Annotated in this window: 18 protein-coding genes, 1 tRNA gene and 1 pseudogene; 17 read left to right on the plus strand and 3 right to left on the minus strand. The window is 47.9% G+C overall.

Going from position 1 to position 23,327, the window contains the following annotated elements; all coding sequences use genetic code 11:
* Nucleotides 1-157: 157 nt before the first annotated feature.
* From R3177_RS04765 to R3177_RS04800, 8 genes are all read left to right on the plus strand, one after another.
* Nucleotides 158-2,230, plus strand: coding sequence for a S9 family peptidase (locus R3177_RS04765; protein ID WP_318969893.1), 2,073 nt, complete (start codon nt 158-160; stop codon nt 2,228-2,230).
* A 150-nt stretch (nt 2,231-2,380) separates the two neighbouring features.
* Nucleotides 2,381-2,457, plus strand: a tRNA-Trp gene (locus R3177_RS04770).
* 12 nt (nt 2,458-2,469) lie between these two features.
* Nucleotides 2,470-2,817 carry a hypothetical protein gene (locus R3177_RS04775; protein WP_318969894.1) on the plus strand — a complete coding sequence of 116 codons (348 nt, stop codon included), beginning with the start codon at nt 2,470-2,472 and terminating at the stop codon, nt 2,815-2,817.
* Nucleotides 2,804-3,256: a ribosomal protein S18-alanine N-acetyltransferase gene (rimI, locus tag R3177_RS04780; RefSeq protein WP_318969895.1), complete on the plus strand. Its 453-nt coding sequence runs from the start codon at nt 2,804-2,806 to the stop codon at nt 3,254-3,256. Before R3177_RS04775 ends, rimI begins: the two co-directional genes overlap by 14 nt.
* 101 nt (nt 3,257-3,357) lie before the next feature.
* Nucleotides 3,358-4,944: a peptide chain release factor 3 gene (gene prfC, locus R3177_RS04785; RefSeq protein WP_318969896.1), complete on the plus strand. Its 1,587-nt coding sequence runs from the start codon at nt 3,358-3,360 to the stop codon at nt 4,942-4,944.
* Nucleotides 4,945-4,956: 12 nt separating this feature from the next.
* Nucleotides 4,957-6,696 carry an arginine--tRNA ligase gene (gene argS / locus R3177_RS04790; protein WP_318969897.1) on the plus strand — a complete coding sequence of 580 codons (1,740 nt, stop codon included), beginning with the start codon at nt 4,957-4,959 and terminating at the stop codon, nt 6,694-6,696.
* Nucleotides 6,696-7,337: a pyridoxamine 5'-phosphate oxidase gene (gene pdxH / locus R3177_RS04795; protein ID WP_318969898.1), complete on the plus strand. Its 642-nt coding sequence runs from the start codon at nt 6,696-6,698 to the stop codon at nt 7,335-7,337. The genes argS and pdxH overlap by 1 nt, the downstream gene beginning before the upstream one ends.
* Nucleotides 7,328-8,131 (plus strand): TatD family hydrolase, encoded by an 804-nt coding sequence (locus R3177_RS04800; RefSeq protein ID WP_318969899.1) that lies wholly within the window; start codon nt 7,328-7,330, stop codon nt 8,129-8,131. Before pdxH ends, R3177_RS04800 begins: the two co-directional genes overlap by 10 nt.
* Here the strand turns inward: R3177_RS04800 and R3177_RS04805 are convergent.
* Nucleotides 8,117-8,719, minus strand: a complete 603-nt coding sequence (locus R3177_RS04805) for an AhpA/YtjB family protein (protein ID WP_318969900.1) — start codon at nt 8,717-8,719, stop codon at nt 8,117-8,119. The genes R3177_RS04800 and R3177_RS04805 overlap by 15 nt on opposite strands.
* 35 nt (nt 8,720-8,754) lie before the next feature.
* Between R3177_RS04805 and serB the strand changes: the two genes are divergently transcribed.
* Both serB and R3177_RS04815 read left to right on the plus strand, forming a co-directional pair.
* Nucleotides 8,755-9,843 carry a phosphoserine phosphatase SerB gene (gene serB, locus R3177_RS04810; RefSeq protein ID WP_318969901.1) on the plus strand — a complete coding sequence of 363 codons (1,089 nt, stop codon included), beginning with the start codon at nt 8,755-8,757 and terminating at the stop codon, nt 9,841-9,843.
* A complete protein-coding gene (locus R3177_RS04815; RefSeq protein ID WP_318969902.1) occupies nt 9,840-10,763 on the plus strand; it encodes an alpha/beta fold hydrolase in 924 nt (307 codons plus the stop codon). The genes serB and R3177_RS04815 overlap by 4 nt, the downstream gene beginning before the upstream one ends.
* Before the next feature lie 5 nt (nt 10,764-10,768).
* On the opposite strand, the gene R3177_RS04820 is transcribed toward R3177_RS04815, so the two are convergent.
* Complete coding sequence (locus tag R3177_RS04820; protein WP_318969903.1) at nt 10,769-13,288, minus strand: PilZ domain-containing protein; 2,520 nt, start codon at nt 13,286-13,288, stop codon at nt 10,769-10,771.
* Between the two features lie 118 nt (nt 13,289-13,406).
* On the opposite strand from R3177_RS04820, the gene radA reads away from it, so the two are divergent.
* Nucleotides 13,407-14,765, plus strand: a complete 1,359-nt coding sequence (gene radA, locus R3177_RS04825; protein ID WP_318969904.1) for a DNA repair protein RadA — start codon at nt 13,407-13,409, stop codon at nt 14,763-14,765.
* A gap of 49 nt (nt 14,766-14,814) precedes the next feature.
* Here radA and R3177_RS04830 read toward each other — a convergent pair whose 3' ends face one another.
* A complete protein-coding gene (locus tag R3177_RS04830; RefSeq protein ID WP_318969905.1) occupies nt 14,815-15,561 on the minus strand; it encodes an outer membrane protein assembly factor BamD in 747 nt (248 codons plus the stop codon).
* Between the two features lie 122 nt (nt 15,562-15,683).
* Here R3177_RS04830 and rluD point away from each other — a divergent pair, with 122 nt between their 5' ends.
* The 6 genes and pseudogenes from rluD to R3177_RS04860 all read left to right on the plus strand — a co-directional run.
* The gene (rluD, locus tag R3177_RS04835) at nt 15,684-16,658 is read left to right on the plus strand and encodes a 23S rRNA pseudouridine(1911/1915/1917) synthase RluD (protein ID WP_318969906.1); all 975 of its coding nucleotides are present in this window, start codon (nt 15,684-15,686) and stop codon (nt 16,656-16,658) included.
* A 1-nt stretch (nt 16,659) separates the two neighbouring features.
* On the plus strand, nt 16,660-17,382 hold the full coding sequence (gene pgeF / locus R3177_RS04840) for a peptidoglycan editing factor PgeF (protein WP_318969907.1): 723 nt from the start codon (nt 16,660-16,662) through the stop codon (nt 17,380-17,382).
* Between the two features lie 126 nt (nt 17,383-17,508).
* Complete coding sequence (gene clpB, locus R3177_RS04845; RefSeq protein WP_318969908.1) at nt 17,509-20,082, plus strand: ATP-dependent chaperone ClpB; 2,574 nt, start codon at nt 17,509-17,511, stop codon at nt 20,080-20,082.
* 212 nt (nt 20,083-20,294) lie between these two features.
* Nucleotides 20,295-21,131 carry a CDP-diacylglycerol--serine O-phosphatidyltransferase gene (gene pssA / locus R3177_RS04850; RefSeq protein WP_318969909.1) on the plus strand — a complete coding sequence of 279 codons (837 nt, stop codon included), beginning with the start codon at nt 20,295-20,297 and terminating at the stop codon, nt 21,129-21,131.
* 315 nt (nt 21,132-21,446) lie between these two features.
* Nucleotides 21,447-23,033 (plus strand): glutamate--cysteine ligase, encoded by a 1,587-nt coding sequence (gene gshA, locus R3177_RS04855; RefSeq protein ID WP_318969910.1) that lies wholly within the window; start codon nt 21,447-21,449, stop codon nt 23,031-23,033.
* A 41-nt stretch (nt 23,034-23,074) separates the two neighbouring features.
* Nucleotides 23,075-23,327, plus strand: a pseudogene (locus R3177_RS04860) (hypothetical protein); the annotation flags it as partial.

Consider the following 23,327-nt stretch of genomic DNA (forward strand, 5'->3'; position numbering starts at 1 on the left):
CATGCGAGAGTAGGGCGAACCCATGCGACGTAGTACACCGTTGGAAGGCCAGCTCCGCCAGCTTATCTCTGTCTTTGCCCGCTTAAGCGCAACCCTTTCACCTGGTTGCAAAAATAGGTTAGTATCATCTGATAATTTTCAACGAATGGATATTCAGATGAGTTTAACTAAGCTAACAAGCTCTCTGTGTTTGACAACAGCGCTGCTATTCAGCTTTTCTGGCTTTAGTGTTGCCGCTAAGCCGCTGCAATATGAAGATGTGTTTGAACTTGAGTTTGTGTCGGATCCTCAGCCGAACAGTACTGGTGAAAAGATAGTATTTGTTCGTAACTGGATGGATAAGCAAACCGACCGCCGGCGGATGACATTATGGTTAAGTTCTGCCGATGGTAAGCTGCTTGAGCCGTTAACAGATAAAGATATTAATGCCTATTCTCCGCGCTGGGCACCGGATAATAAGCGGTTGGCGTTTATTGCCAATGGCCAAATTCATATTAAGTGGCTGGATTCAGGCCGGACATCACAACTAGGACAATTAACCCAGCCGCCTGCCAATTTAAGCTGGTCACCTGATGGTAACTGGCTGGCCTTTACGATGTTTACGCCAAAGCCTGCTAAATCACCGGTTAGCCTGCCAGGTAAACCAGAAAATGCTGATTGGGCCAAAGCTGCGGTCTATATTGACAGTAAACAATATCGGGTTGATGGTGCGGGGTATACTAAATCCGGTTTCCGGCATATTTATATTATGCCCTCATCTGGCGGTTCAGCCATTCAGTTAACTGATGGTGATTTTAATCATACGGGTAACATTAGTTGGGCTAAAGACAGTAAAGCGGTCTACTTTTCAGCAAATCGTCATCCTGACTGGCAGTCAAAGCCGCTTAACAGTGAGCTTTTTAAGCTTACGCTGGACGACCGTAAGCTAAGCCAACTGACTGATCGTAACGGCCCGGACAGCAACCCGTTATTATCGCCAGATGGTAAACAAATAGCCTATGTTGGTTTTGACGATCGGAAACTGGCCCACCAGGCCAATCGTTTGTATGTGATGAATACTGATGGCACTAATATCCGTAATTTGACTGAAGATCTGGACCGCTCTATCGATGATTTTCAGTGGCTATCTAACAGCAAAGCCTTGTATATCTCTTATGATAATGAAGGTAAAGGTATCCTGGGTGAACAAGCCTTAACTGGTAAACGCCGCGTTATTACTGAGGATTTGGGCGGTGGCTCATATGGGCGGCCTTACAGTGGTGGTCAGTTTGCCGCAGCGAGTAGTGGCCTTGTTGCCTATACCAGAATGAGTGCAGAGCAACCCGCTGAGCTTGCGGTAATTAATAAAGGCAAAAAGCAGCTATTAACTGATCTCAATGCTGATCTGCTTTTTGCCCGGGACATTGGTAAAGTAGAAGAATTTTGGTATAGCTCATCGGTAGATCAGCGAAAGTTACAGGGCTGGATTGTTTATCCACCAGATTTTGACCCGGCAAAACAATATCCGCTCATTCTGGAGATCCATGGTGGTCCACATACTGCTTATGGCCCGCATTTTGCCATGGAATTACAGTTAATGGCGGCTAAGGGCTATGTTGTGCTTTATACCAACCCGCGTGGCAGCACCAGTTACGGTGAAGATTTCGCAAACTTAATTCATCATAATTACCCCAGCCAGGATTATAACGATCTGATGGACGGCGTTGATGCAGTAATTGCTAAGGGCTTTATTGATGAAAAGCAGTTATTTGTTACCGGCGGCAGTGGCGGCGGTGCTTTAACAGCCTGGATAGTGGGTCATACCGACCGTTTTGCCGCTGCTGTATCGGTAAAACCAGTGATTAACTGGATTAGCTTTGTATTAAATGCAGATATGTACAGTTATTTCAGCCAGTACTGGTTTCCTGCTATGCCATGGGAAGACCCAGAGCATTATTTAAAATATTCGCCCATCAGTTATGTGGGCAATGTTAAAACGCCCACTATGTTGATGACAGGAGAGGCAGATCACCGTACGCCAATCTCGGAAACGGAACAGTTTTACCAGGCACTGCACTTGCTGGGCGTTGATACTGCTATGGTCCGGATCCCCGAAGCCTCGCACTCCATTTACAGCCGGCCGAGTAACTTAATGGCTAAAACGGCCTATATCCTGTATTGGTTTGATAAATACCGGCAGGACAAGAGCAAAACAGATAATAAAGACCCTGGTAGTCGAGCTAAGAATTAAGCGGCAGCAGCCCGGTAGGCAGACTACCGGGCTTATGCTAGGCTAAGATTCCGGACAACTGGATGCTGCTTTTATATGCATTTGAACAACCAGAAGTGTTTTTTAGCTTTACCTTTAAACACGCTTTTGTATAATGGCGCCTCCAACGCTAGGGGCATAGTTCCAATTGGTAGAACAGCGGTCTCCAAAACCGATGGTTGGGGGTTCGAATCCCTCTGCCCCTGCCACTTCTCTTGATTATGAATATATCAGCAAGCAAGGCTCAGTTACTTCGTCAGCTCAATATAAAGCCTTTGCAGAGCCGTGAATGTTTTTATTCTGGCTCAGCTGCAGGTGCACAATGCCATGATTCGGCTGCTGCCACGTTATTGCATCCTGAACAAAGCTTATTAAGCCGTGATATCCGGCAACTGCTGGCACAAACAGTAATCAGTGACTGGTTGCTCGACCCAGCTGCCAGCCAATGCGTGCTTACCGACAACGGCAACGTATTGCTTACGCCAACCCTCAGCACATTACAACACCCTGCAGCAAAGCAACAACTCTGGGCCTTGCTGCAACAGCAGTTAGTTGATGATGCTGATTAAACCTCTGGCTGTTACTGACATTCCGGCACTACTGGCAATAGAATCGCGGGCAAACCCTTATCCGTGGACGGAGGGTGTCTTCAAATCTTGCTTTGGCAGTCATTATTATAACTTTGGCCTGTTTGCTGATGAACAGTTACTGGGTTTTTACTTCGGTCAGTTTATTACTGTCGAAAGTCAGTTATTTAATATCTGTGTCCGGAATGATCAGCAGGGCAAAGGTCTGGGTAGCAGCTTGCTTAGCCATTTTATTAGGCAATCGGAGCAACGCAAAGCGCTTGAGGCCTGGCTGGAGGTCAGAGCGTCTAATCAGGCTGCAATTCATTTATATCAGAAGCATGGCTTTATTGAAGCGGGCCGCCGATCAGATTATTACAGCAGCGCTACCGGTAAGGAAGATGCGATAATGATGTGCTTGCCGCTGCGTTTCTCTAATTAATCCCACGCTGTGCCAGCGCCAGCGATGCTGCTATAATCCCCGGCAGTTATTTTTACTACTTTGTCAGCCAGAGTGCTGGTTGTTAACTGATATTGGATACCATGACTAAAGATAAATTTCTGCATGAAATAGACAGCAGACGTACGTTTGCGATCATTTCGCACCCGGACGCCGGTAAAACTACCATTACCGAAAAAGTATTACTTTTTGGCCAGCTGATTCAGAAAGCCGGTACGGTCAAGGGTAAAAAATCCGGTCAGTTCGCAACATCGGACTGGATGGAAATGGAAAAAGAGCGCGGTATCTCTGTGACCACCTCGGTTATGCAGTTCCCCTATAATGATTGTCTGGTCAATCTGCTCGATACCCCGGGACATGAAGACTTCTCGGAAGACACGTATCGTACTTTAACCGCAGTAGATTCCTGTTTGATGGTTATTGATGGCGCCAAGGGTGTTGAAGACCGCACCATTAAACTGATGGAAGTGACCCGGCTGCGGGATACGCCCATTATTACTTTTATGAATAAAATGGATCGTGATATTCGCGACCCGGTCGATTTGCTGGATGAAGTGGAAAGTGTATTAAAAATCGACTGTGCTCCTATTACCTGGCCCATTGGGTCCGGCAAGGAGTTTAAAGGTGTTTATCATATTCTGCGAGATGAAGTTATTTTGTATAAATCAGGTATGGGCCATACCATTCAGGATATGGATGTTATTAAAGGTCTGAATAATCCTGAATTAGATAAGCGGATAGGCTACTACGCGGCACAACTGCGTGATGAGATGGAGCTGGTTCAGGGAGCCAGTCATCAATTTGATCAGCAGCTTTTTTTAAAAGGCGCGTTAACACCGGTATTTTTTGGTACAGCCCTCGGTAACTTTGGGGTTGACCATATGCTGGACGGATTAACTGAATGGGCACCAAAACCACAATCGCGGGCCACAAACAGCCGTGAGGTAGCGCCAACCGAGCGTGGCTTTAGTGGGTTTGTTTTTAAAATTCAGGCTAATATGGACCCGAAACACCGAGACCGTGTGGCATTTTTGCGGATTGTTTCCGGTAAATATGAGAAAGGTATGAAGGTACGGCATGTCCGGATTGGTAAAGATGTGCTGATCCCGCAGGCGCTGACTTTTCTGGCCGGTGACCGCGAGCATCTTGATGAAGCCTATCCCGGTGATATTATCGGTTTACATAATCATGGCACCATTAAAATTGGTGATACCTTTACCACTGGTGAGGATATGCAGTTTACCGGTATTCCTAACTTTGCTCCTGAGTTATTCCGCCGGATCCGTTTGCGCGACCCGTTAAAACAGAAACAGTTACTGAAAGGCCTGGTGCAATTATCGGAAGAAGGCGCAGTGCAGGTTTTCCGGCCACTGGACACCAATGATCTAATCGTCGGTGCTGTGGGGATACTGCAGTTTGATGTGGTTGTCAGCCGGTTAAAATCTGAATATAACGTCGATGCCCAGTATGAAAGTGTTAACGTGGCAACAGCACGCTGGGTATACAGCGATGATGGTAAAGCATTGCAGGAATTTCAGAATAAAGCCAGCGCTAATCTGGCATTGGATGGTGGTGATAACCTGACTTATATTGCACCAACGATGGTTAACCTTAATCTGGCAACAGAGCGCTATCCGAAGATTTCTTTCCAGAAAACCCGTGAACATTAACAGGCTGGTAATATGAATATTAAGCAACTTTTAAGCGACAGAACGTTAGCCGCTTTTACTGCGTTGGGTTTGCCAGAAGGAACTAATCCGGCTGTGACCCAAAGCACCCGGCCTGAATTTGGTGAGTACCAGATAAACGGTGCTATGGGCGCGGCAAAGTTAGTAAAAACTAACCCCAGAGAATTGGCGGGCAAACTGCTGGCATTACTGGAACTTGATGATATTGCGGAAAAAGCCGAGATTGCCGGACCCGGTTTTATCAATGTGACACTGAAAGCCGACTGGCTTGCAACGCAGTTAATGCAGGCAGCGGCAGATACCCGACTTGGAGTCAGTATTAACGCAACTCCCCAAACAGTTGTGGTTGATTACTCGGCGCCTAATCTGGCCAAAGAGATGCATGTTGGTCATTTACGCTCTACTATTATCGGGGATGCCGTGGTGCGAACGCTGGAGTTCTGGGGAGATAAAGTTATCCGCCAGAATCATATGGGCGACTGGGGCACCCAGTTTGGTATGTTGATTGCCCATCTGGAAGACAAGCTGGCGGCAGGGGTTGATTTAGAGCAGGTTGCGTTGGCTGATCTGGAAGACTTTTATCGTGAAGCGAAAAAACGGTTTGATGATGAAAGTGGCTTTGCCGACAAATCACGTCAGTATGTGGTAAAACTACAAAGTGGTGACAGCCACTGTCAAAAACTCTGGCAGCTGTTTATCGAGACCTCAGTTAAACATAGCGACGAGGTCTATCAGAAGTTAAATGTGACCCTGAAACATGCTGATATCAAGCCTGAAAGTGCCTATAACAGTATGCTGCAAGGAATTGTTGATGATTTAAAGCAGCAAAAGCTGGCAGTAGAAGATCAGGGCGCACTGGTGGTGTTTTTAACTGAGTTGGCCGACAAGGAAGGCAATCCGTCACCTTTTATTGTTCAGAAAACCGGTGGTGGCTTTTTATATTCCACCACTGATTTGGCAGCTTGTCAGTATAGAAGCCATCAGTTATCGGCCGATCGGATCATTATTTTTACCGATGCCCGTCAGGCGCTGCATTTTAAACAAGTCGAATTGGTGTCGCGCAAAGCAGGTTATCTGCGGGATAGTACAGTGTATGATCACTGCCCCTTTGGTACCATGATGGGTGAAGATGGTAAGCCGTTTAAAACCCGCACTGGTGGCACCGTTAAACTGGCAGATTTACTTGAAGAAGCCGTGGTTCGTGCTAAAGCTGTTATAGCAGATAAGACCACAGATCTCACCACAGCGGAAATTGCGGAGATTGCTAATAAGGTAGGTATTGGCGCGGTTAAATTTGCTGACTTATCAAAGAATCGCACCAGCGATTATATTTTCAGCTGGGATGCAATGTTGAGTTTTGAAGGCGCAACGGCCCCTTATTTGCAGTATGCTTATACCCGGGTGCGCAGCATCCTGCGAAAGGCAGAAGCAGCTGATGATTTTACAGCGAAAATATTACTTGATTCTGTGCAGGAAAAGCAGCTGGCTGTAAAGTTACTGCGGCTGGAAGAAACACTGCAGATGGTGATAAAAGATGCTCAGCCTAACCTGCTATGTAATTATTTGTATGAATTGGCCAGCTTGTTTATGAGCTTTTACGAAGCCTGCCCTGTACTGAAAGAGGGGGTTGAACCAGAAATCAGGGACAGCCGTTTAATGCTTAGTATATTGACGTCCAAAGTACTGAAGCAGGGGCTGGATTTGCTGGGTATTGAGGTGATGGAGCGTATGTAATGAAAATTGACGATATTCGCCGCAGTTACACCAAAGATCGGCTGGATACAGATAAGCTGAATCCAGACCCGATAGCGCAGTTTGAGCAGTGGCTGCAAGATGCCATAGCGGCAGAGTTGCCGGACCCGACTGCAATGTGTGTGGCGACTGTCGATCAGCAAGGCCAGCCGTCACAGCGGCTGGTGCTTTTAAAAGACGTTAATCATGATGGTTTTACTTTTTATACCAATCTGGGCAGTCGCAAAGCAACTGAACTTGGTATAAATCCCAGGGTCTGTCTGCATTTTCCCTGGCACCCCCTGGAGCGGCAGGTTATTGTTTATGGTACCGCTGAGCGGGTATCGAGCTCCCAGGTAATGAAATACTTTGTGTCACGGCCCAAAGAAAGCCAGCTGGCAGCCTGGGCGTCAGAGCAAAGCCGGCCGGTGTCGACCCGCCAGGCCTTGCTGCAGAAATTTGCTGAGATAAAACATAAGTTCCAGCACGGTGAGGTTCCGCTGCCGTCATTTTGGGGCGGCTTTTTAGTGCGCCCTCATAAAATAGAGTTCTGGCAGGGCGGGGAACACCGGTTACATGATCGTTTCATGTACAGTAAAACCGATAACAGCCAACCATGGCAAATTGAAAGGTTATGTCCTTAACACACAAAGCCACCGCTTCTTACAGATTATTTGACAGTCACTGCCATCTAAATTTGCCCGAGCTGGCCACAGCGCAAAGCCGGCACTGGCAACAGGCGCAGCACGCTGGTGTTGCCGCTATTCTTATTCCGGCTGTTGAACAAGCCGCCTGGACCGAGTTGCTTACAATGGACGCTAAGCAACCTGAGTGGCATATCGCACTGGGAATTCATCCCTGGTGGGCTGTTAAACACAGTATGGCGGACGTAAATACACTTGCGGTATTGATGGAACAGCATGCTGATACCGTTTGTGCCATCGGTGAAATAGGCCTCGATTTTGCCCTGCCAGAACAGAGCTTTGCCAGCCAGCAACAGTTATTTGAGGCGCAGCTCACTGTGGCGAAACAGCAGGCTAAGCCGGTTATTCTGCATCATCGGAAAAGCCAACAGCAATTGCTGGCGGAGCTGAAACGACAGAAATTTTCTGAAGGCGGTATTTTACATGCGTTCTCTGGTAGTCAGCAGCAGGCTGAAGCGTTTCTGGATCTGGGTTTTAAGCTGGGAATTGGCGGCACTATTACCTATGAACGGGCACAGAAAACCTGTAATACCGTAAAAAAACTGCCATTAAGCAGTTTTGTACTGGAGACAGATGCGCCTTCTATGCCGCTTGCCGGTGAGCAGGGTGAGATTAATACCCCTGCGCATTTGGCCAAAGTATTCGAAGCCTTTTGTCGGCTACGCAGCGAAAATCCTGAGCAGCTTGCCGAAACGCTGTGGCAGAATACCGAGCAGGCGCTACGGCTTAGTTAAGCGAAAGCCCTGCCTGGAGAAACGTGAAAAACTGCGCTGCAGCAGATAACCAATTAGTCCGCTGAAGACTAATAGTAATAACAGGCGTTGCATTAATTGCTGCCAGCGGGCAAAACTGGGGTTCAGCTTGGTATCTGGCTGCAGGCTTATTTTAATATAACCAAGTAGTTGCTGGTTATTACGGATTTCCTGAACCATGGGTACCAAAGGTTGGCTGGCGAATTTACCGTACATTACCCTGGCTGCCGCGCTGGCTTCCGACCAGCTGATTCGTACGCCATTACTGTCGTAAAAAACCACATCATATAAAAAAGGGCTGGCGGCAATATTGCGGGTCAGCTGCTCCAGGCCATCAAGCTGATCATTTTCAATCAGATATGCCGCCGCCTGTGATAAGGTAATCAGGTTTTCCCGCATCAGTTGCTCTGCCTGGCTCTGCAGAATGGCCTGTCCATGCTGGCTGGTTTGAACCCAGCTATTTAACACAATCCAGATACCTGCAACTGCAACAGCTAACTGAACCAGCTTAATAAAACTTGAAGTGGAGCTTGGTATTGCGATATTGTTTTGCATATTTTGTGTATACAAATAACAGCTGCTGGCCCGGATGCGCTTAGCATGCCATGGTATTAACTCCAAGTATAGGTTACCCATTGTCGTTCTCAATTTCCGTCAGTCCAACGCAGCTATCAGCTGCTGATATCACTGCATTACTGACAGAGCATTCATACCTCTGGCTGCGGGCAGAAGGTAACCAGTTGTGTTTCAGTCAGACAGTGCCTGTCAATAAATTGTCTGACTCTGCACCAGTAAATACGAGTGATATTACGCTTTGCCAAAGCTCAATCCGACTGTTTGGAAAACCAATCGACGGCAGTTTGCTTTACAAACTGTGTCAGTTTATTCCTGTTAGCAACGGGCTGCGGGTCTCTTTATTGCAGCCTCATCCGCAATTGCCAGTGGCTATGCTGATAGAGCCGGTAAGTAAGTTATCGGCAGAATTGCAACAACAGCTCTATATCTTTGCGTCTGAGCAACAGATAGAGCTGGTGTATCTGTTGCAGCCGGTCTGCTTATCTGAGCCGGGTTTGCTGGTTATGGATATGGATTCGACAGCCATCAGTATCGAATGTATTGATGAAATTGCGGCGCTTGCCGGAGTAGGAGCGCAGGTCGCGGCTGTTACCGCCCGGGCGATGAACGGTGAGCTGGACTTTGCGGCCAGCTTAACCGAAAGGGTTGCGGCGCTAAGGGGGACGCCACAGGACGTATTACAACAGGTTTTGGCAAGTTTACCATTAATGCCGGGTTTAACTGAGCTGGTGCATTATTTACAGCAACAGCACTGGCAGGTTGCAATTGCCTCGGGTGGCTTTACTTATTTTACTGATGCACTGCAAAAACGTTTAGCGCTGACGGCCACTTTTGCGAACGTACTCGAGATTGAAAATGGGGTATTAACCGGTAACGTCATTGGTGCAATAGTTGATGCCAATACTAAGGCAAGGGTGGTTACCGAACTTGCAGAAAAGCATGGCATTGCCCAAGCGCAGACTGTGGCTATTGGTGATGGTGCCAATGACTTACCCATGCTGAAAACCGCAGCGCTGGGTGTGGCATTTCATGCCAAACCTAAAGTGCAGGCCGCGGTCTCTGCCAGAATTAACCAGGGCTCTTTACTGCAACTGCTTTACTTACTGGATCCGGCATGAAACATCAGCAAAGTTCAGTGTATGTTGATCTGCAACATTACCAGTTGCATGTCCGGCGCTTAATTCCTCTGCAAAACGCATTGAGTCCGGTGCTGTTTTTACATGGTGCCATTGAGAACGGCCGCATTTTTTATAGTCATTCCGGCAAAGGGTTAGCTTGTTTCCTGGCTGATCAGGGGTTTATCGGTTACTGTGCCGATTTTGCCGGTCGGGGGCTGTCACAGCCATCACTGACTACCGGATTTAATCAAAGTCAGCATCAGGTTATTACTCGGGATATTCCTGCACTGATTGAATTTGTTTACCAACAGCATCAGCAACCTTTAACCGTGATCGCACATTCATGGGGCGGTGTGCTGTTAGCGGCATGTTTGGCCCGTTTCCCTGAACTTATCAGCAAAGTACGCGCGAAAGTATATTTTGGAACCAAACGGGTGATCAGTGTGCGCAGCTTGGAACGGAAAATTAAAATAGACTGGCTCTGGAGCCGTTTTGCTCCCTGGCTTGGCCAAAAATATGGCTTCATCCCGGCCAGGCAATGGCGCTTTGGCGCTGACAACGAACCAACCGAGTTTTTAGCCGATACAATTAACTGGATACATGGCGCGCCTTTTGCGGATCTGACCGATGGCTTCGATTATGCCGCCGCCAGTCAGTGTATCACCTGGCCACCCAGCTGGCATTTTGCTGCGGTAAACGACACCGTGCTTGGTCATCCGGCCGATGTGCAGCATTTTATTAAAGAAACGGCCCAGCAGCACGGCAAATATACGTTGCTCGGCAGGGCCCAGGGGTATTTGCAGGATTATGACCATATTTCGATGCTTACTCATCCCAAAGCCACTGAAGATCATTTTATCCAGCTAAATCAGTGGCTGGTAAATTTACCGGAGCCCGGGGAGTATTGTGGGCCAGAATAACAGCGCTAACGGCTGCGATTGCTTACCCGTTGATGCTGACGAAGCGCAGTGTCCTCTGCCTGCTCGGCAATACCATAACGCCAGGCCAGCTCTTTACTGATATCAACCGCATCACCAACACCGGCAACACTCCAGAGTTCTTCTTCCAGAGTTTTCGCCCGGTGAATGGCATAAACGCTGATGTAATTCAGTTCTCTGGCAATATAATCGGTGTCCGGCCTGCCCGTGCGTGACAAAAATAACCGAAATGCAAACAAAGTTGCATCACGCAGCGCTGCTTTAATAAATTCTTGTTTTTGGCTGGCGTTATCGAATTCGTAGTCGTAATAGCTCTCGAGCACCGCAGCCTGGTCTTTTGTTGCTGAATGACGAGGGGCCTTAATATACAGCTCATAGCTTTTGGGCGGGTCAAATCGTTTCATCGCTTTAAGTTGCTGGGCAAATTGCAGGTTGGCAGTACTGTTTTTCACTAACAGGTCAAGATCAAGCTGGCCATTTTTACTGTATTGCAGCAACAAGGTGTGTAACGCATTTGGGGTCGCCCCCTGAGCAATAACGTTAAGCTCATAACGGATCCCTTTGCGATGCAGATAAAAAGCAAAATTATTTAACGCTTTTAAGTACATATTCCGCAGCGCTTCTGACAGTCCCGGGTATTTAGGGGTTTCTTCCGCCAGGGTAAGTTTGGCCCGGTTATTCTGAATGAGTTGCTGAAAGAATTGCTTGCCGGTGTGCCCATCTTCTGTCGGCAAGGCCCGCAGATTGATAATAGTATGACTTTTACTGACTGCCATGATCTCATAGGGCAATTGTGTTAACCGGTGTTTACTGGTGATTTTCTGTAAATCAGTCAAATCAAGATAGACGATATCGCCTTTTTTGTAATGTACCGGCGCGACAGTTTCTATCTGCAAGCCGCCAGTGGAGAAATCCCGACTGAATCCCGCTACCTGTTGCTCGTTCTGGTGCAGCTGCACGGTAGTTTTATATAAGTACCGTGATTCAGCCCGCAAATTAATATACTGCACAGGCACAGCTTCACAAGGTGGGATCTGAGGCAGTTTACGATGACCAAACTGGTTTAACTGGCTTAACAGCGCCGGGTTATGGCGGTATCGCTGATAAGCCGCAGCGTTGTTGGCGCTGATATCTGTAACAACGGCAATATAACGAAGATTTTTAATTGCGCCTTGCACTAGGGGAGTGAAACCGGTTTTGACTGGCAGGCTATCTGAACTTGACGGGGTTTCAGGCAGCGTAAAAGTTTCCATGGCTTGCTGAGCACTGGTTTTAACCAGATTCAGATGAAAAACCCGCCAGCTGGGTTTGGCTGCACCAAAGCCGAAAAAAGTATCCCTTAGCTCCGGTGCCGCCAGCAGTTCATCGGCTGTTGCTGAATAATAATACAGCTTTCCTTTGGCTGCATGAGTAAAGCAGTAAAGAATAGTTGAACGCTCCGGCCCTGCCTGAGCAAGCAGTGCTTTTAAGCGTTTTACCGCCAGTAAAGTTATCAGCACTGACCGTTGCTGTTCATCCAGGAAATAATGCCATACTGACTTATTGTAATCTGTCGTCAGCGCAAAGCGCGGACTTACCACGCCGTCGTTAACAGCAAGATATACCGGCAGACCAGTGAGCCTTGGCAGGTAAAATTGCTCATATCCTTTTGTTGTTACCGCATCGGTGGTGTTATCTAAATTGATTTTATAGCGTCGTTTATTGCCGTGAATAAATTTCTGTAAAAAACTGCTGAAGCCCTGATCCTGTTCTGATGGCAGTTTTTTCAGACGCCAGTAATTGACTTTGTCCTGCTGTTCAATCTCCACCAGAGAGTATTGTATCCCCCCGGGCGTATCGAGGGTGAATTCCTGTTCGAGGGCAGTAAAATTAATAGTAACGACATCACCGGGTTCTGCGGTTCTGCCTTTGGGGATCTTTAATTTACAGCCTGAAATAGATAAATCACTGGTGGTCGCAACAAAGCGACTGTTATTTACCTGAACTTCAACATCAATACCAAAGTTCATCCGTTCTTCAGTGCGGTTTACATAATGACCGAAAGTCACTAATTTAGCGGCATGTTGGTCGGACTGTCCGGCAGCGGCAGCGGCACTGGCATCAGGCTCACTGTTTTGTAATACCGATTTAACCCGTTGGGCTGTTTCTTTTTTGTGCATTACCCGAAAGTTATTATCGGCATTCATGACTTCTTCGTAGACACCCAAAGTATAGCCGCCGTATTGCTTAAGCCCATTTTCAAAAATCTGAATTGCCTTATCATCCAGATAATGGGTTTTTCCCCGGTAAACATAAGGACGAACTTCGCCATCTACATGGCCACGTAAATCAATAAAATAATCGCATGGCTGGGCCATACGCTTTAATTCCATTTTCAGCAAAAATTGTTTAGATTTTGGCAAATCTGAAGTCAGCATACTGAAAACTTTATCGAATTCAGCAGAGTTCATCAGGCTTTTCATGCGCTCAATGATGCCAACATAATCTTTAAGGTCTTCTGCAGTCATAGTTTCAATGTTCAGATGCCAAAATTCAGGCGTCTTCTGGTTATAATCGTAGTACGCTACGTGGTTATAAAATGAAAAGCAATATCTGTGCCTTTCTTTCAAATTAGGATTTTTAGCAATGGCAAAAGTAAAAACCGCTTACGTTTGTAATGAGTGTGGTGCCGACTTTATGCGCTGGCAGGGACAATGTACCGAATGTGGTGCCTGGAACAGTATTACGGAAGTCAGATTAGGAACAGTAAAAACAGCAGGAACCCGGCAAGGCTATGCTGGCGCGGCACAGGCCAGAGTCATGCGGCTGAATGAGGTTGACCTTGAGGAGGTGCCTCGTTTCAGTTCTGGTTTTGCCGAGTTTGACCGCGTGCTGGGCGGAGGCATTGTGCCTGGTTCTGCCATTCTGATTGGCGGAGCACCCGGCGCCGGTAAAAGTACCTTGTTGCTGCAGTTAATGTGTGGTTTAGCCGAGCAGGGCAGTGCCCTGTATGTTACCGGCGAAGAGTCATTGCAGCAGGTGGCAATGCGAGCGCAACGGCTCGGGCTGCCCAGCACTAAACTGAATATGCTGGCAGAAACAAATGTAGAAACTATTTGTTTGCTGGCCCAGCAGGAAAAGCCAAGAATTATGGTAATTGATTCAATTCAGGTTATGCATCTGGCAGATATTCAGTCTGCACCCGGCAGTGTGTCTCAGGTAAGAGAAAGTGCCGCGTTTCTGACCCGTTTTGCCAAACAATATAATATCGCCATAATTATGGTGGGACATGTTACTAAAGACGGCTCGCTGGCCGGACCAAAAGTACTGGAGCACTGTATTGACTGCTCCGTGATGCTGGAGGGCGATACTGACAGCCGATACCGGACTTTGCGTGGCAATAAAAACCGTTTTGGTCCGGTAAACGAGCTGGGTGTATTCGCCATGACGGGTCAGGGCATGAAAGAGGTAAAAAATCCATCAGCGATATTTCTGACCCGTGGTAAAGAAGATCAGTCGGGTAGTATCGTCATGGTGCTTTGGGAAGGCACCCGGCCATTACTGGTTGAAATTCAGGGGTTGGTTGATCATTCACCGTTGAATAATCCACGCAGGGTTACGCTGGGTATGGAGCAAAACCGGATTTCGATGTTGCTGGCCGTCATGCATCGCCATGCCGGTATTCAGATGGCCGATCAGGATGTCTTTGTTAATGTGGTAGGAGGGGTTAAGGTTAATGAAACCAGCGCTGATTTGGCCACGCTGCTGGCGCTGGTATCCAGCTTCAGAGACAAGCCTCTTCCTAATGACTTAGTGGTATTTGGTGAAGTTGGCCTGGCCGGAGAAATCCGGCCAGTACCCAGTGGCATTGAACGTTTGAAAGAAGCCGCAAAACATGGTTTTAAACGGGCGATCGTACCGGTGGCTAATCAACCGAAAGAGCCGATTAATGGCATGGAAGTGATAGCGGTAACAAAACTGGCTGAAGCACTGGAGGCTATTTAACAGTTGTCTGTTACGGCAATAAAAAAGCCCCGCGAGGCGGGGCTTTTTATTAAAAACGACTGTTTGCCGGGAAATTATGTTTTAACACTTTATAGGTATCGCTTTTCAGTTTCTCCAGACCAAGCTTATCGTAGCTTTCCACCATGATTTCCAGAGCCTGTTCCACATACGGCGAATCGCGGTAATATTCTACGACATACTTACCGCGGTTAGCTGCTGCCAGAAAGGCGCCGCGGCGCATATAATAATCTGCGATCATCAACTCATGGCGGGCCAGCGTATCTTTAATCTGAACCATTCTTTTTTTGGCTTCAGCACTGTATTTACTGGCAGGGTAGCTGGTCACCAGAATTTTAAAATCATCAAATGCCTGACGGGTACTGCTTAAGTCACGATCTGCCCGGTCAATGCCAAAAAACTCCTGAAACGCATTTTCATCAGCCTTTAAGTTTGTCAGACCGCGCATGTAGTAAACATAATCTAAGTCTGGCTGATTAGGATTCAGCCGGATAAAACGGTCGATGCTGGCCAGTGCCTGTGGCAAATCACCACTTTTATAATACGCATAAATTAAATCAAGCTGCACCTGCCGGGCCAGCGGGCCAAACGGGTAACGGGACTCAACGGCTTGCAATAATTCAACCGCTCTGTTGTACAAGCCATTATCCAGTACTTCTTTTGCCTGCTGATACATTGCCTGGGCGGTCTGGGTACTTGGCTCTGGCTGAGAAGGCTTTCCGGCACAGGCGCTTAACGCTATAGAAACAACAACTATCAGTAAAAAATTCGCTTTCATGTAAAAATCCGTAACTACTTGGCTAAATGGCTGTCTAGTCGGGTGTAAAATCGCTAAAATAACTGCTAATGCGATTCTACCCCAGATAAGTTGGGGTTGCACACAGGATAACTGCTTCCGTCATGACAAAACAGATAAAACTTTCACAAATCGTCCCTGACCACTTTTATGGTAAGCGCTTAGATCAGGCTTTAGCCGAAATGTTCCCGGATTATTCGCGCTCCCGGATAAAAGAATGGATCCTCGCCGATGCTGTGCAGCTGGACCAGAGCGTTCAGAATTTGCCAAAGTTCAAGGTGATGGGCGGCGAACAGGTTGATATTGTCGCAGATATTATTGAGGAACAACGCTTTGACGCAGAACCAATAGCACTGGATATATTGCATGAAGATGAACATATTCTCATCATCAATAAACCCGCCGGGCTGGTCGTACATCCCGGCGCTGGTAATGCTGATGGCACCTTGCTTAACGCGCTGTTACACCATTGTCCGGCAATTGCAGAAGTCCCTCGTGCCGGTATTATTCACCGGCTGGATAAAGACACCACCGGCTTGATGGTAGTAGCAAAAACAATTCCGGCGCAGACCCATTTAGTTGAAGCGATGCAGGCCCGGGAAATTACCCGTGAATACGAAGCTATCTGCTACGGCAAGATGACCGGTGGTGGTTTTGTTAATCAGCCTATTGGCCGTCATCAGACCAAACGGACTCAAATGGCTGTTATCGATGGTGGTAAGCCAGCAGTGACTCATTACCGGGTGATGGAAAAATATCGTGGCCATACCCGTCTGCGGCTGCGGCTGGAGACCGGTCGCACCCATCAGATCCGGGTTCACATGGCCTTTATAAACCACTCGTTAGTCGGCGACCCGGTATACGGTGGAAGACCGCGGCCTCCCCGCAAAGCTGCTGAGAGTTTGCTGGTGATGTTACGTAATTTTAAACGTCAGGCGCTGCATGCCGCTATGTTACGTTTGGCTCATCCGATAACCAGCGAAATTCTGGAATGGCATGCGCCATTACCTGAAGATCTGGTGGAGCTGAACGCTGCATTGCGCGCTGACACCCAGTTGCACGGCATGGACGAGGCCTGAAATGCTAATACCCGCCTGGCCTGCACCGGTTAATGTTAAAGCGGTCTGCTCTACCCGAAGCGGGGGCTGTTCGGTCGGGTCTTATGCTAGTTTGAATTTAGGCAGCCATGTGGGGGATGATCCCCGGCTGGTCAGCTGTAACCGCCAGTTGTTTCAGACAGCGGCTCAGATGCCCGGCCAACCCGTCTGGCTTAATCAGACCCACAGTACCCGCTGCATCCGGTTATCCGGAGATAATCACGATGCCAGTGATGCCGATGCCAGCTTTAGCCAACAGTCAGGAATTATCTGCACAGTGATGACAGCAGATTGTTTACCGGTACTTATCTGTAATCAGGCAGGAACCGAAGTTGCCGCAGTGCATGCCGGTTGGCGCGGCTTATGTAATGGCATTATCGAAAACACGCTGCAGCAGTTCAGCCAGCCAGCAAGCTGTCTGGCGTGGCTTGGACCGGCTATCAGCCAGAGTGCATTTGAAGTGGGCAACGAAGTGCGCGAAGCGTTTACACAGCAGCAATCAATAGCTGCCGACGCTTTTATCGCCACCAAACAGGGAAAGTGGCTGGCAGATTTATATCTTTTGGCCCGCCAGCGCCTGGCACGCGCCGGGCTGAGTGCTGTTTATGGCGGAGATTATTGTACTTACCGGCAGGCAGCTGATTTTTTCTCTTATCGGCGTGATGGCCAGACCGGCAGAATGGCTGCTGCCATTTGGTTGGAATAGCCCATCAATACCTCTGCTGATAGCATTTTTCTGATCCAAGTCAATTTTTTGACGTTTGTTGCTTGATCTTTGCTCATAATCGCCCAATCTTATTACACATCAACGTGACATGATGTGGAGCTAAGCATGCGTTTAGACAAATTTACCAGTAAATTTCAGGAGGCTATTGCCGATGCACAGTCATTGGCGCTGGGCCGTGATCAACAGTTTATTGAGCCGGTTCATCTGATGTTTGCCCTGTTAAATCAGGAAGGCGGGACTGTTCGCGATTTGCTGAACAAACTTGCCATAAATTTTAATGAACTTCGGTCTAAAGTCAGTAAGGCGATTGAACGCTTGCCCCAGGTCGAGGGTGAGGGAACCAATATGCAGTTGTCGACCGCGACTGCCCAGCTGCTGCAGCAATGCGATAAGTTTGCCCAGAAGCGCAAAGATCAGTTTATTTCCAGTGAACTGTTTGTGCTGGCCGCGACTGAGGATAAAACCGAATTAGGTAATATTTTACGGTTGCTTGGCGTTACCAAAGACAAAGTCAATGCTGCTATTGATGATATCCGTGATGGTCAGAATGTGGATGATCCCAATGCCGAAGACAGCCGGCAGGCGTTAACCAAATACACTATCGATCTTACCGCCCGGGCCGAAGCCGGCAAGCTTGATCCGGTGATCGGCCGGGATGAAGAGATCCGTCGCTGTATTCAGGTGCTGCAACGGCGCACCAAAAATAACCCGGTACTGATCGGAGAGCCTGGTGTAGGTAAAACCGCTATTGTCGAAGGACTTGCGCTTCGGATAATTAATAAGGAAGTGCCGGAGGGACTGAAAAACAAGCGGGTTCTGTCACTGGATATGGGCGCTTTGTTAGCAGGAGCTAAATATCGTGGCGAATTTGAAGAGCGTTTAAAAGCGGTATTAAATGAACTGGCCAAAGAAGAGGGCCAGGTCATTCTGTTTATTGACGAAATTCATACCATGGTGGGGGCGGGTAAAGCGGAAGGCGCGATGGATGCCGGCAATATGCTAAAACCTGCACTGGCCCGGGGGGAGCTGCATTGTCTTGGCGCTACCACCTTAGATGAATATCGCAAATATATTGAAAAAGATGCGGCACTGGAGCGGCGCTTTCAGAAGGTATTGGTAGAAGAGCCCAGCGTTGAAGATACCATTGCTATTTTGCGCGGCTTAAAAGAGCGCTATGAGTTACACCATGCTGTTGAAATTACTGATCCGGCCATCGTGGCGGCAGCCACTTTGTCGCATCGCTATGTCAGTGATCGTCAGTTACCGGACAAGGCAATCGATTTAATTGACGAGGCGGCCTCCAGCATCCGGATGCAGATGGACTCAAAACCGGAAGAACTTGACCGGCTGGAGCGGCGGATTATTCAGCTGAAACTGGAAGATAATGCGCTGGCAAAAGAGTCAGATGAAGGCAGTAAAAAGCGTCGCGATATTATTCAGGAGCAGATCGAGGAGCTCGAGCAGAATTACAACGAGCTTGACGAAGTATGGGAATCAGAGAAAGCCGCACTGCAAGGTACTCAGAATATCAAAGCTGAGCTGGAGCAGGCCCGGCTGGATCTGGAGGTCGCCCGCCGGGTCAGCGACTTACAAAGAATGTCCGAGCTGCAGTACGGCCGTATTCCTGAACTTGAAAAACGGCTTGATTTAGCCAGTCAGGCTGAAATGCAGGAAATGACCTTACTGCGCCATAAAGTTACGGAGCAGGAAATAGCTGACGTATTGTCCAAAGCGACCGGGATACCGGTTAGTAAAATGCTCGAAGGTGAGCGCGATAAGTTGCTACGGATGGAAGATGCCTTGCATGGTACGGTCGTCGGTCAGCATGAAGCTGTTACTGCAGTGGCAAATGCAATACGTCGCTCGCGTGCCGGCCTGGCTGATCCTAACAAACCGATTGGTTCTTTTTTGTTTCTGGGCCCTACCGGGGTCGGTAAAACTGAACTGACCAAATCCTTAGCACAATTTTTATTTGACAGTCCGGATGCCATGGTACGGATTGATATGTCAGAGTTTATGGAAAAACATGCAGTATCACGGTTGGTGGGTGCTCCGCCAGGCTACGTTGGCTATGAAGAAGGCGGGTATTTAACTGAGGCGGTGCGCCGTAAACCCTACTCAGTGATTCTGCTCGATGAGGTAGAAAAAGCGCATCCCGATGTCTTTAATATATTGCTGCAGGTGCTGGATGATGGGCGGCTTACCGATGGCCAGGGGCGCACTGTCGATTTTAAGAACAGTGTGATTATTATGACATCTAATCTGGGCTCTGATTTAATTCAGGAACATTATCAGGAATATAGCTACCAGCAAATGAAAGACATGCTGATGGGAGTGCTTAGCAAACAATTCCGGCCAGAGTTTTTAAACCGGTTAGATGAGGCGGTGGTGTTTCATCCGCTGGATACCAGCCAGATTAAGAAAATTGCCCGTATTCAGCTTGGCCGGCTGGAAAAACGGCTGCAACAACGTCAGTTGGAGCTTGATGTCAGCGAGGCTGCGCTGGATAAACTTGCCGCAGTGGGTTTTGACCCGTTATTTGGTGCCAGACCACTGAAACGGGCGATTCAGCAACATCTGGAAAATCCGTTGGCTCAGACGTTACTGCAAGGCAGTATTTTACCCGGTGCGACGATCAAAGTTGATCATAACGGCGAGCAGTTTGTGATCAGCAGTTAATCTGTAAAATGGCAAAGAGCAGTGTCAGTCAGGCTATCTCTGGCTGACACTGTTTGCCTATCTCTGCGACTGTGTATTGCTCAGAAACTGGCCGCAGCTCGCCAACTGCCATGAGAGCGGAAGTTTAAAAAGCAGCAAGTTTTTCCCTTTACCTATCCATGTTAAGGTAAGTCCCTTATAATCTAACCATTGCTAATCAGAAAAGACGTGTTATGACAGACTCAAAAAATACAGATTCAAGTCCGCGCAAAGGCATTTACTTGTTGCCGAATCTGCTGACCACCGGTGGCTTGTTTGCGGGTTTTTTCGCAATTGTATCTTCCATGAACGGCCGGTTTGAAGCCGCGGCGGTGGCTATATTCGTGGCGATGATTTTTGACGGCCTGGATGGCCGGGTTGCCCGTCTGACCAATACTCAAAGTGAATTCGGTGCTCAATATGACAGTATGTCAGACATGTTGTCTTTTGGCGTGGCACCGTCACTGGTCGCCTACAACTGGGGCCTGGCAGATTTAGGAAAATTTGGCTGGCTGGCGGCTTTTATATTCGTGGCCTGTGCCGCACTGCGCCTGGCACGATTTAATGCAAACCTGAGCGTGACTGATGGCCGGTTTTTCCAGGGCTTAGCCAGCCCGGCTGCCGCTGCTATTATTGCCGGTATGGTGTGGACAGGCTCTATTTATGAAATAGACGGCGATAATATTGGCTATCTGGTCGGGTTATTAACCATTGTCACCGGCTTGCTGATGGTCAGTAATTTTCGCTATCACTCCTTTAAAGACGTTAACTGGCGCGATCGGGTGTCATTTCTGGCGATACTATGTGTACTGCTGGTTTTTGTGGTTATTGCTGCCCGTCCGGCTGAAATGCTGTTTGGCATATTCTTTATTTATGCCTGTTCCGGACCTGTTACCACTATCAGAAGTGTACGTAAATTAAAGCTCGAGCACGTGGTGGGTGATACTAATGATGCTGATTTTGCCGATGAATTACAGGAGCGCAATGACGCGGTAAAAGTTGATGAGCCAGATAATGAACCACGGCCCTGACCGGCATTTATCCTAACTCTTCTGAAAAAAATGCCGTTACTGTGGTCACATAACGGCATTTTTTCTGTATTCAAATCAGCCAGAATGCTCATTTAAACGTCTGATCTCATCTGCTTTTTATTGTAACTGATGACTGTTCCTGTGGGTATCAAAGTTGACTTTAGCAAACCCATCGGTACATTCAGGTTATTGAACGCAGTCAGGTGACAAAGTGATTGTTGAATTGACTTCAGCACGGTAAATTAGCAGTTATGCTTGAGATTTTAAAATTGTCACCCCATGTTGGTTGGCACAATTTAATAGTAAGGGTCCCACTTGGTTGATATCCTGCAACACCGTCTGCATGCGCTGGCGTCCGGTACAAATAAAAAGGCTATAGTTGGGATAAAGCGGGGTATTGAGCGCGAAACTCTGCGAATTAATCAGGACGGCAGTCTGGCACTGACACCCCATCCAAAGACGCTGGGCGCGGCACTGACGCATCCGTGGATTACCACTGACTTTTCAGAATCGCTGCTTGAGTTTATTACACCGGCCAGCGACAGTATTGAGACGACATTGGCCCAGCTGGCTGATATTCATCGTTATACTGTCCGGCAACTGGCTGATGAAGGCCTGTGGCCGGCCAGCATGCCGTGCTTTATTGACGAAAAAACCAGCATTCCTTTAGCGCAATATGGTAGTTCTAATGTTGGCCGGATGAAAACGTTATACCGTAAAGGATTACACAATCGCTATGGCAGCATGATGCAGGCGATCAGCGGCGTCCATTATAACTTTTCTTTACCCCAAAACTTTTGGCTGCTTTATCAGCAACAGCTTGGTGATCAGAGCCCGTTACAGGATTTTATTTCAGAACAGTATCTGGCGCTTATCCGCAATTACAAACGTTTTGCCTGGCTTATTGTTTACTTGTTCGGGGCCTCCCCGGCGATGTGTCAGTCATTTCTTGCCGGGCGCAGTTCCCGTTATACTTTTCAGCAACTTGGCACAGGCACTTTATACCTGCCTTACGCCACATCACTGCGGATGAGTGATTTGGGATATACCAACAGTGCCCAGTCAAGCCTGAGCATCACTTATAACAGCTTACCGGAATATATTGCAGGCCTGCACAACGCGGTAAGTCAGCCATCGGCTGAGTATCGTAATATTGGCGTGAAGAAAAATGGCGAATATCAGCAACTAAACGGTAATGTGCTGCAGATTGAAAATGAATTTTATTCAACTATCCGGCCGAAACGAACGACTGTCTCAGGTGAGCGGCCAACGTGTGCTCTGGCAAAACGGGGCGTTGAGTATATTGAAGTAAGGGCACTGGATGTGAATCCTTTTAGTGCCGTTGGTATTACGGCTGAACAAATGCGCTTGCTGGATATTTTCCTGCTTTACTGCTTATTGCATGACAGTCCGCCATTATCTGATGAGCAACAAACGATTACCGAACAGAATCTGCGAAAAGTGGTGACGGATGGTCGGCGGATTAATCTGGATCTTATTCAGGACGGCAACAACAGACTGATGCTGGATTGGGCAGAACAGATATTTGCTGAGATGATGCCCATAGCCAGCTGGCTGGATGACGCTTATCAGGGCACTGAGTATCAGGCGGCATTAAAACAATATTATTTATGTCTGCTAGATCCTGGCCAGACATTTTCCGGCAGGTTGTTAAATCAGTTGTTGGCTAACCAGCAGGACAATAGTCATTTTATGCTGGCAAAAGCGGGACAGTACCGGGCCCAGCTGCTTAATGAGGACTATCAGTTTTACACTGCTGAAGACTTTGCCAGGGCAGTAGCAGTGTCGGTGAAGCAGCAGCAACAAATAGAAGCCGCAGACAATATGAGTTTCGATCAGTACATCCAAGACTATTTTGCTGAAGTTCCTGCATGTAAATAACTGCCGCTGACCGCTTAAATGAATAAAAAAGCGGCTGCCGGGTGGCAGCCGCTAAAAGGAGAATCCAGGGGGAAAACAAAACGTGGTTTGCATCCTTGCACCCTGTTAGAATCAGCCTGATGAAGAAAGTTCAATTTAGCCAGAAAAATATTAAAAATTCAGTGGCTCTAATCTTAGCCGCTACGCTTACCGGCTGCAGCACACCACCGCCGCAGAATACGTCTGATGTTTGCGAGATTTTTCGTGAAAATCGTTCCTGGTATAAAGCGGCCAATGCCGCCAGCGAAAAGTGGG

It is taken from the genome of Arsukibacterium sp. (assembly GCF_033722355.1).
Classification (GTDB): domain Bacteria; phylum Pseudomonadota; class Gammaproteobacteria; order Enterobacterales; family Alteromonadaceae; genus Alishewanella.

Excerpts from the sequence above, each read along its gene's own strand:
- serB (WP_318969901.1), top strand. The coding sequence starts at position 8,755 with ATGGTATTAACTCCAAGTATAGGTTACCCATTGTCGTTCTCAATTTCC.
- R3177_RS04800 (WP_318969899.1), top strand. The coding sequence starts at position 7,328 with ATGTCCTTAACACACAAAGCCACCGCTTCTTACAGATTATTTGACAGT.
- rluD (WP_318969906.1), top strand. The coding sequence starts at position 15,684 with ATGACAAAACAGATAAAACTTTCACAAATCGTCCCTGACCACTTTTAT.
- pssA (WP_318969909.1), top strand. The coding sequence starts at position 20,295 with ATGACAGACTCAAAAAATACAGATTCAAGTCCGCGCAAAGGCATTTAC.
- rimI (WP_318969895.1), top strand. The coding sequence starts at position 2,804 with ATGATGCTGATTAAACCTCTGGCTGTTACTGACATTCCGGCACTACTG.
- prfC (WP_318969896.1), top strand. The coding sequence starts at position 3,358 with ATGACTAAAGATAAATTTCTGCATGAAATAGACAGCAGACGTACGTTT.
- R3177_RS04765 (WP_318969893.1), top strand. The coding sequence starts at position 158 with ATGAGTTTAACTAAGCTAACAAGCTCTCTGTGTTTGACAACAGCGCTG.
- R3177_RS04820 (WP_318969903.1), bottom strand. The coding sequence starts at position 13,288 with ATGACTGCAGAAGACCTTAAAGATTATGTTGGCATCATTGAGCGCATG.
- clpB (WP_318969908.1), top strand. The coding sequence starts at position 17,509 with ATGCGTTTAGACAAATTTACCAGTAAATTTCAGGAGGCTATTGCCGAT.
- R3177_RS04815 (WP_318969902.1), top strand. The coding sequence starts at position 9,840 with ATGAAACATCAGCAAAGTTCAGTGTATGTTGATCTGCAACATTACCAG.
- radA (WP_318969904.1), top strand. The coding sequence starts at position 13,407 with ATGGCAAAAGTAAAAACCGCTTACGTTTGTAATGAGTGTGGTGCCGAC.
- pdxH (WP_318969898.1), top strand. The coding sequence starts at position 6,696 with ATGAAAATTGACGATATTCGCCGCAGTTACACCAAAGATCGGCTGGAT.
- argS (WP_318969897.1), top strand. The coding sequence starts at position 4,957 with ATGAATATTAAGCAACTTTTAAGCGACAGAACGTTAGCCGCTTTTACT.
- R3177_RS04775 (WP_318969894.1), top strand. The coding sequence starts at position 2,470 with ATGAATATATCAGCAAGCAAGGCTCAGTTACTTCGTCAGCTCAATATA.
- R3177_RS04830 (WP_318969905.1), bottom strand. The coding sequence starts at position 15,561 with ATGAAAGCGAATTTTTTACTGATAGTTGTTGTTTCTATAGCGTTAAGC.
- pgeF (WP_318969907.1), top strand. The coding sequence starts at position 16,660 with ATGCTAATACCCGCCTGGCCTGCACCGGTTAATGTTAAAGCGGTCTGC.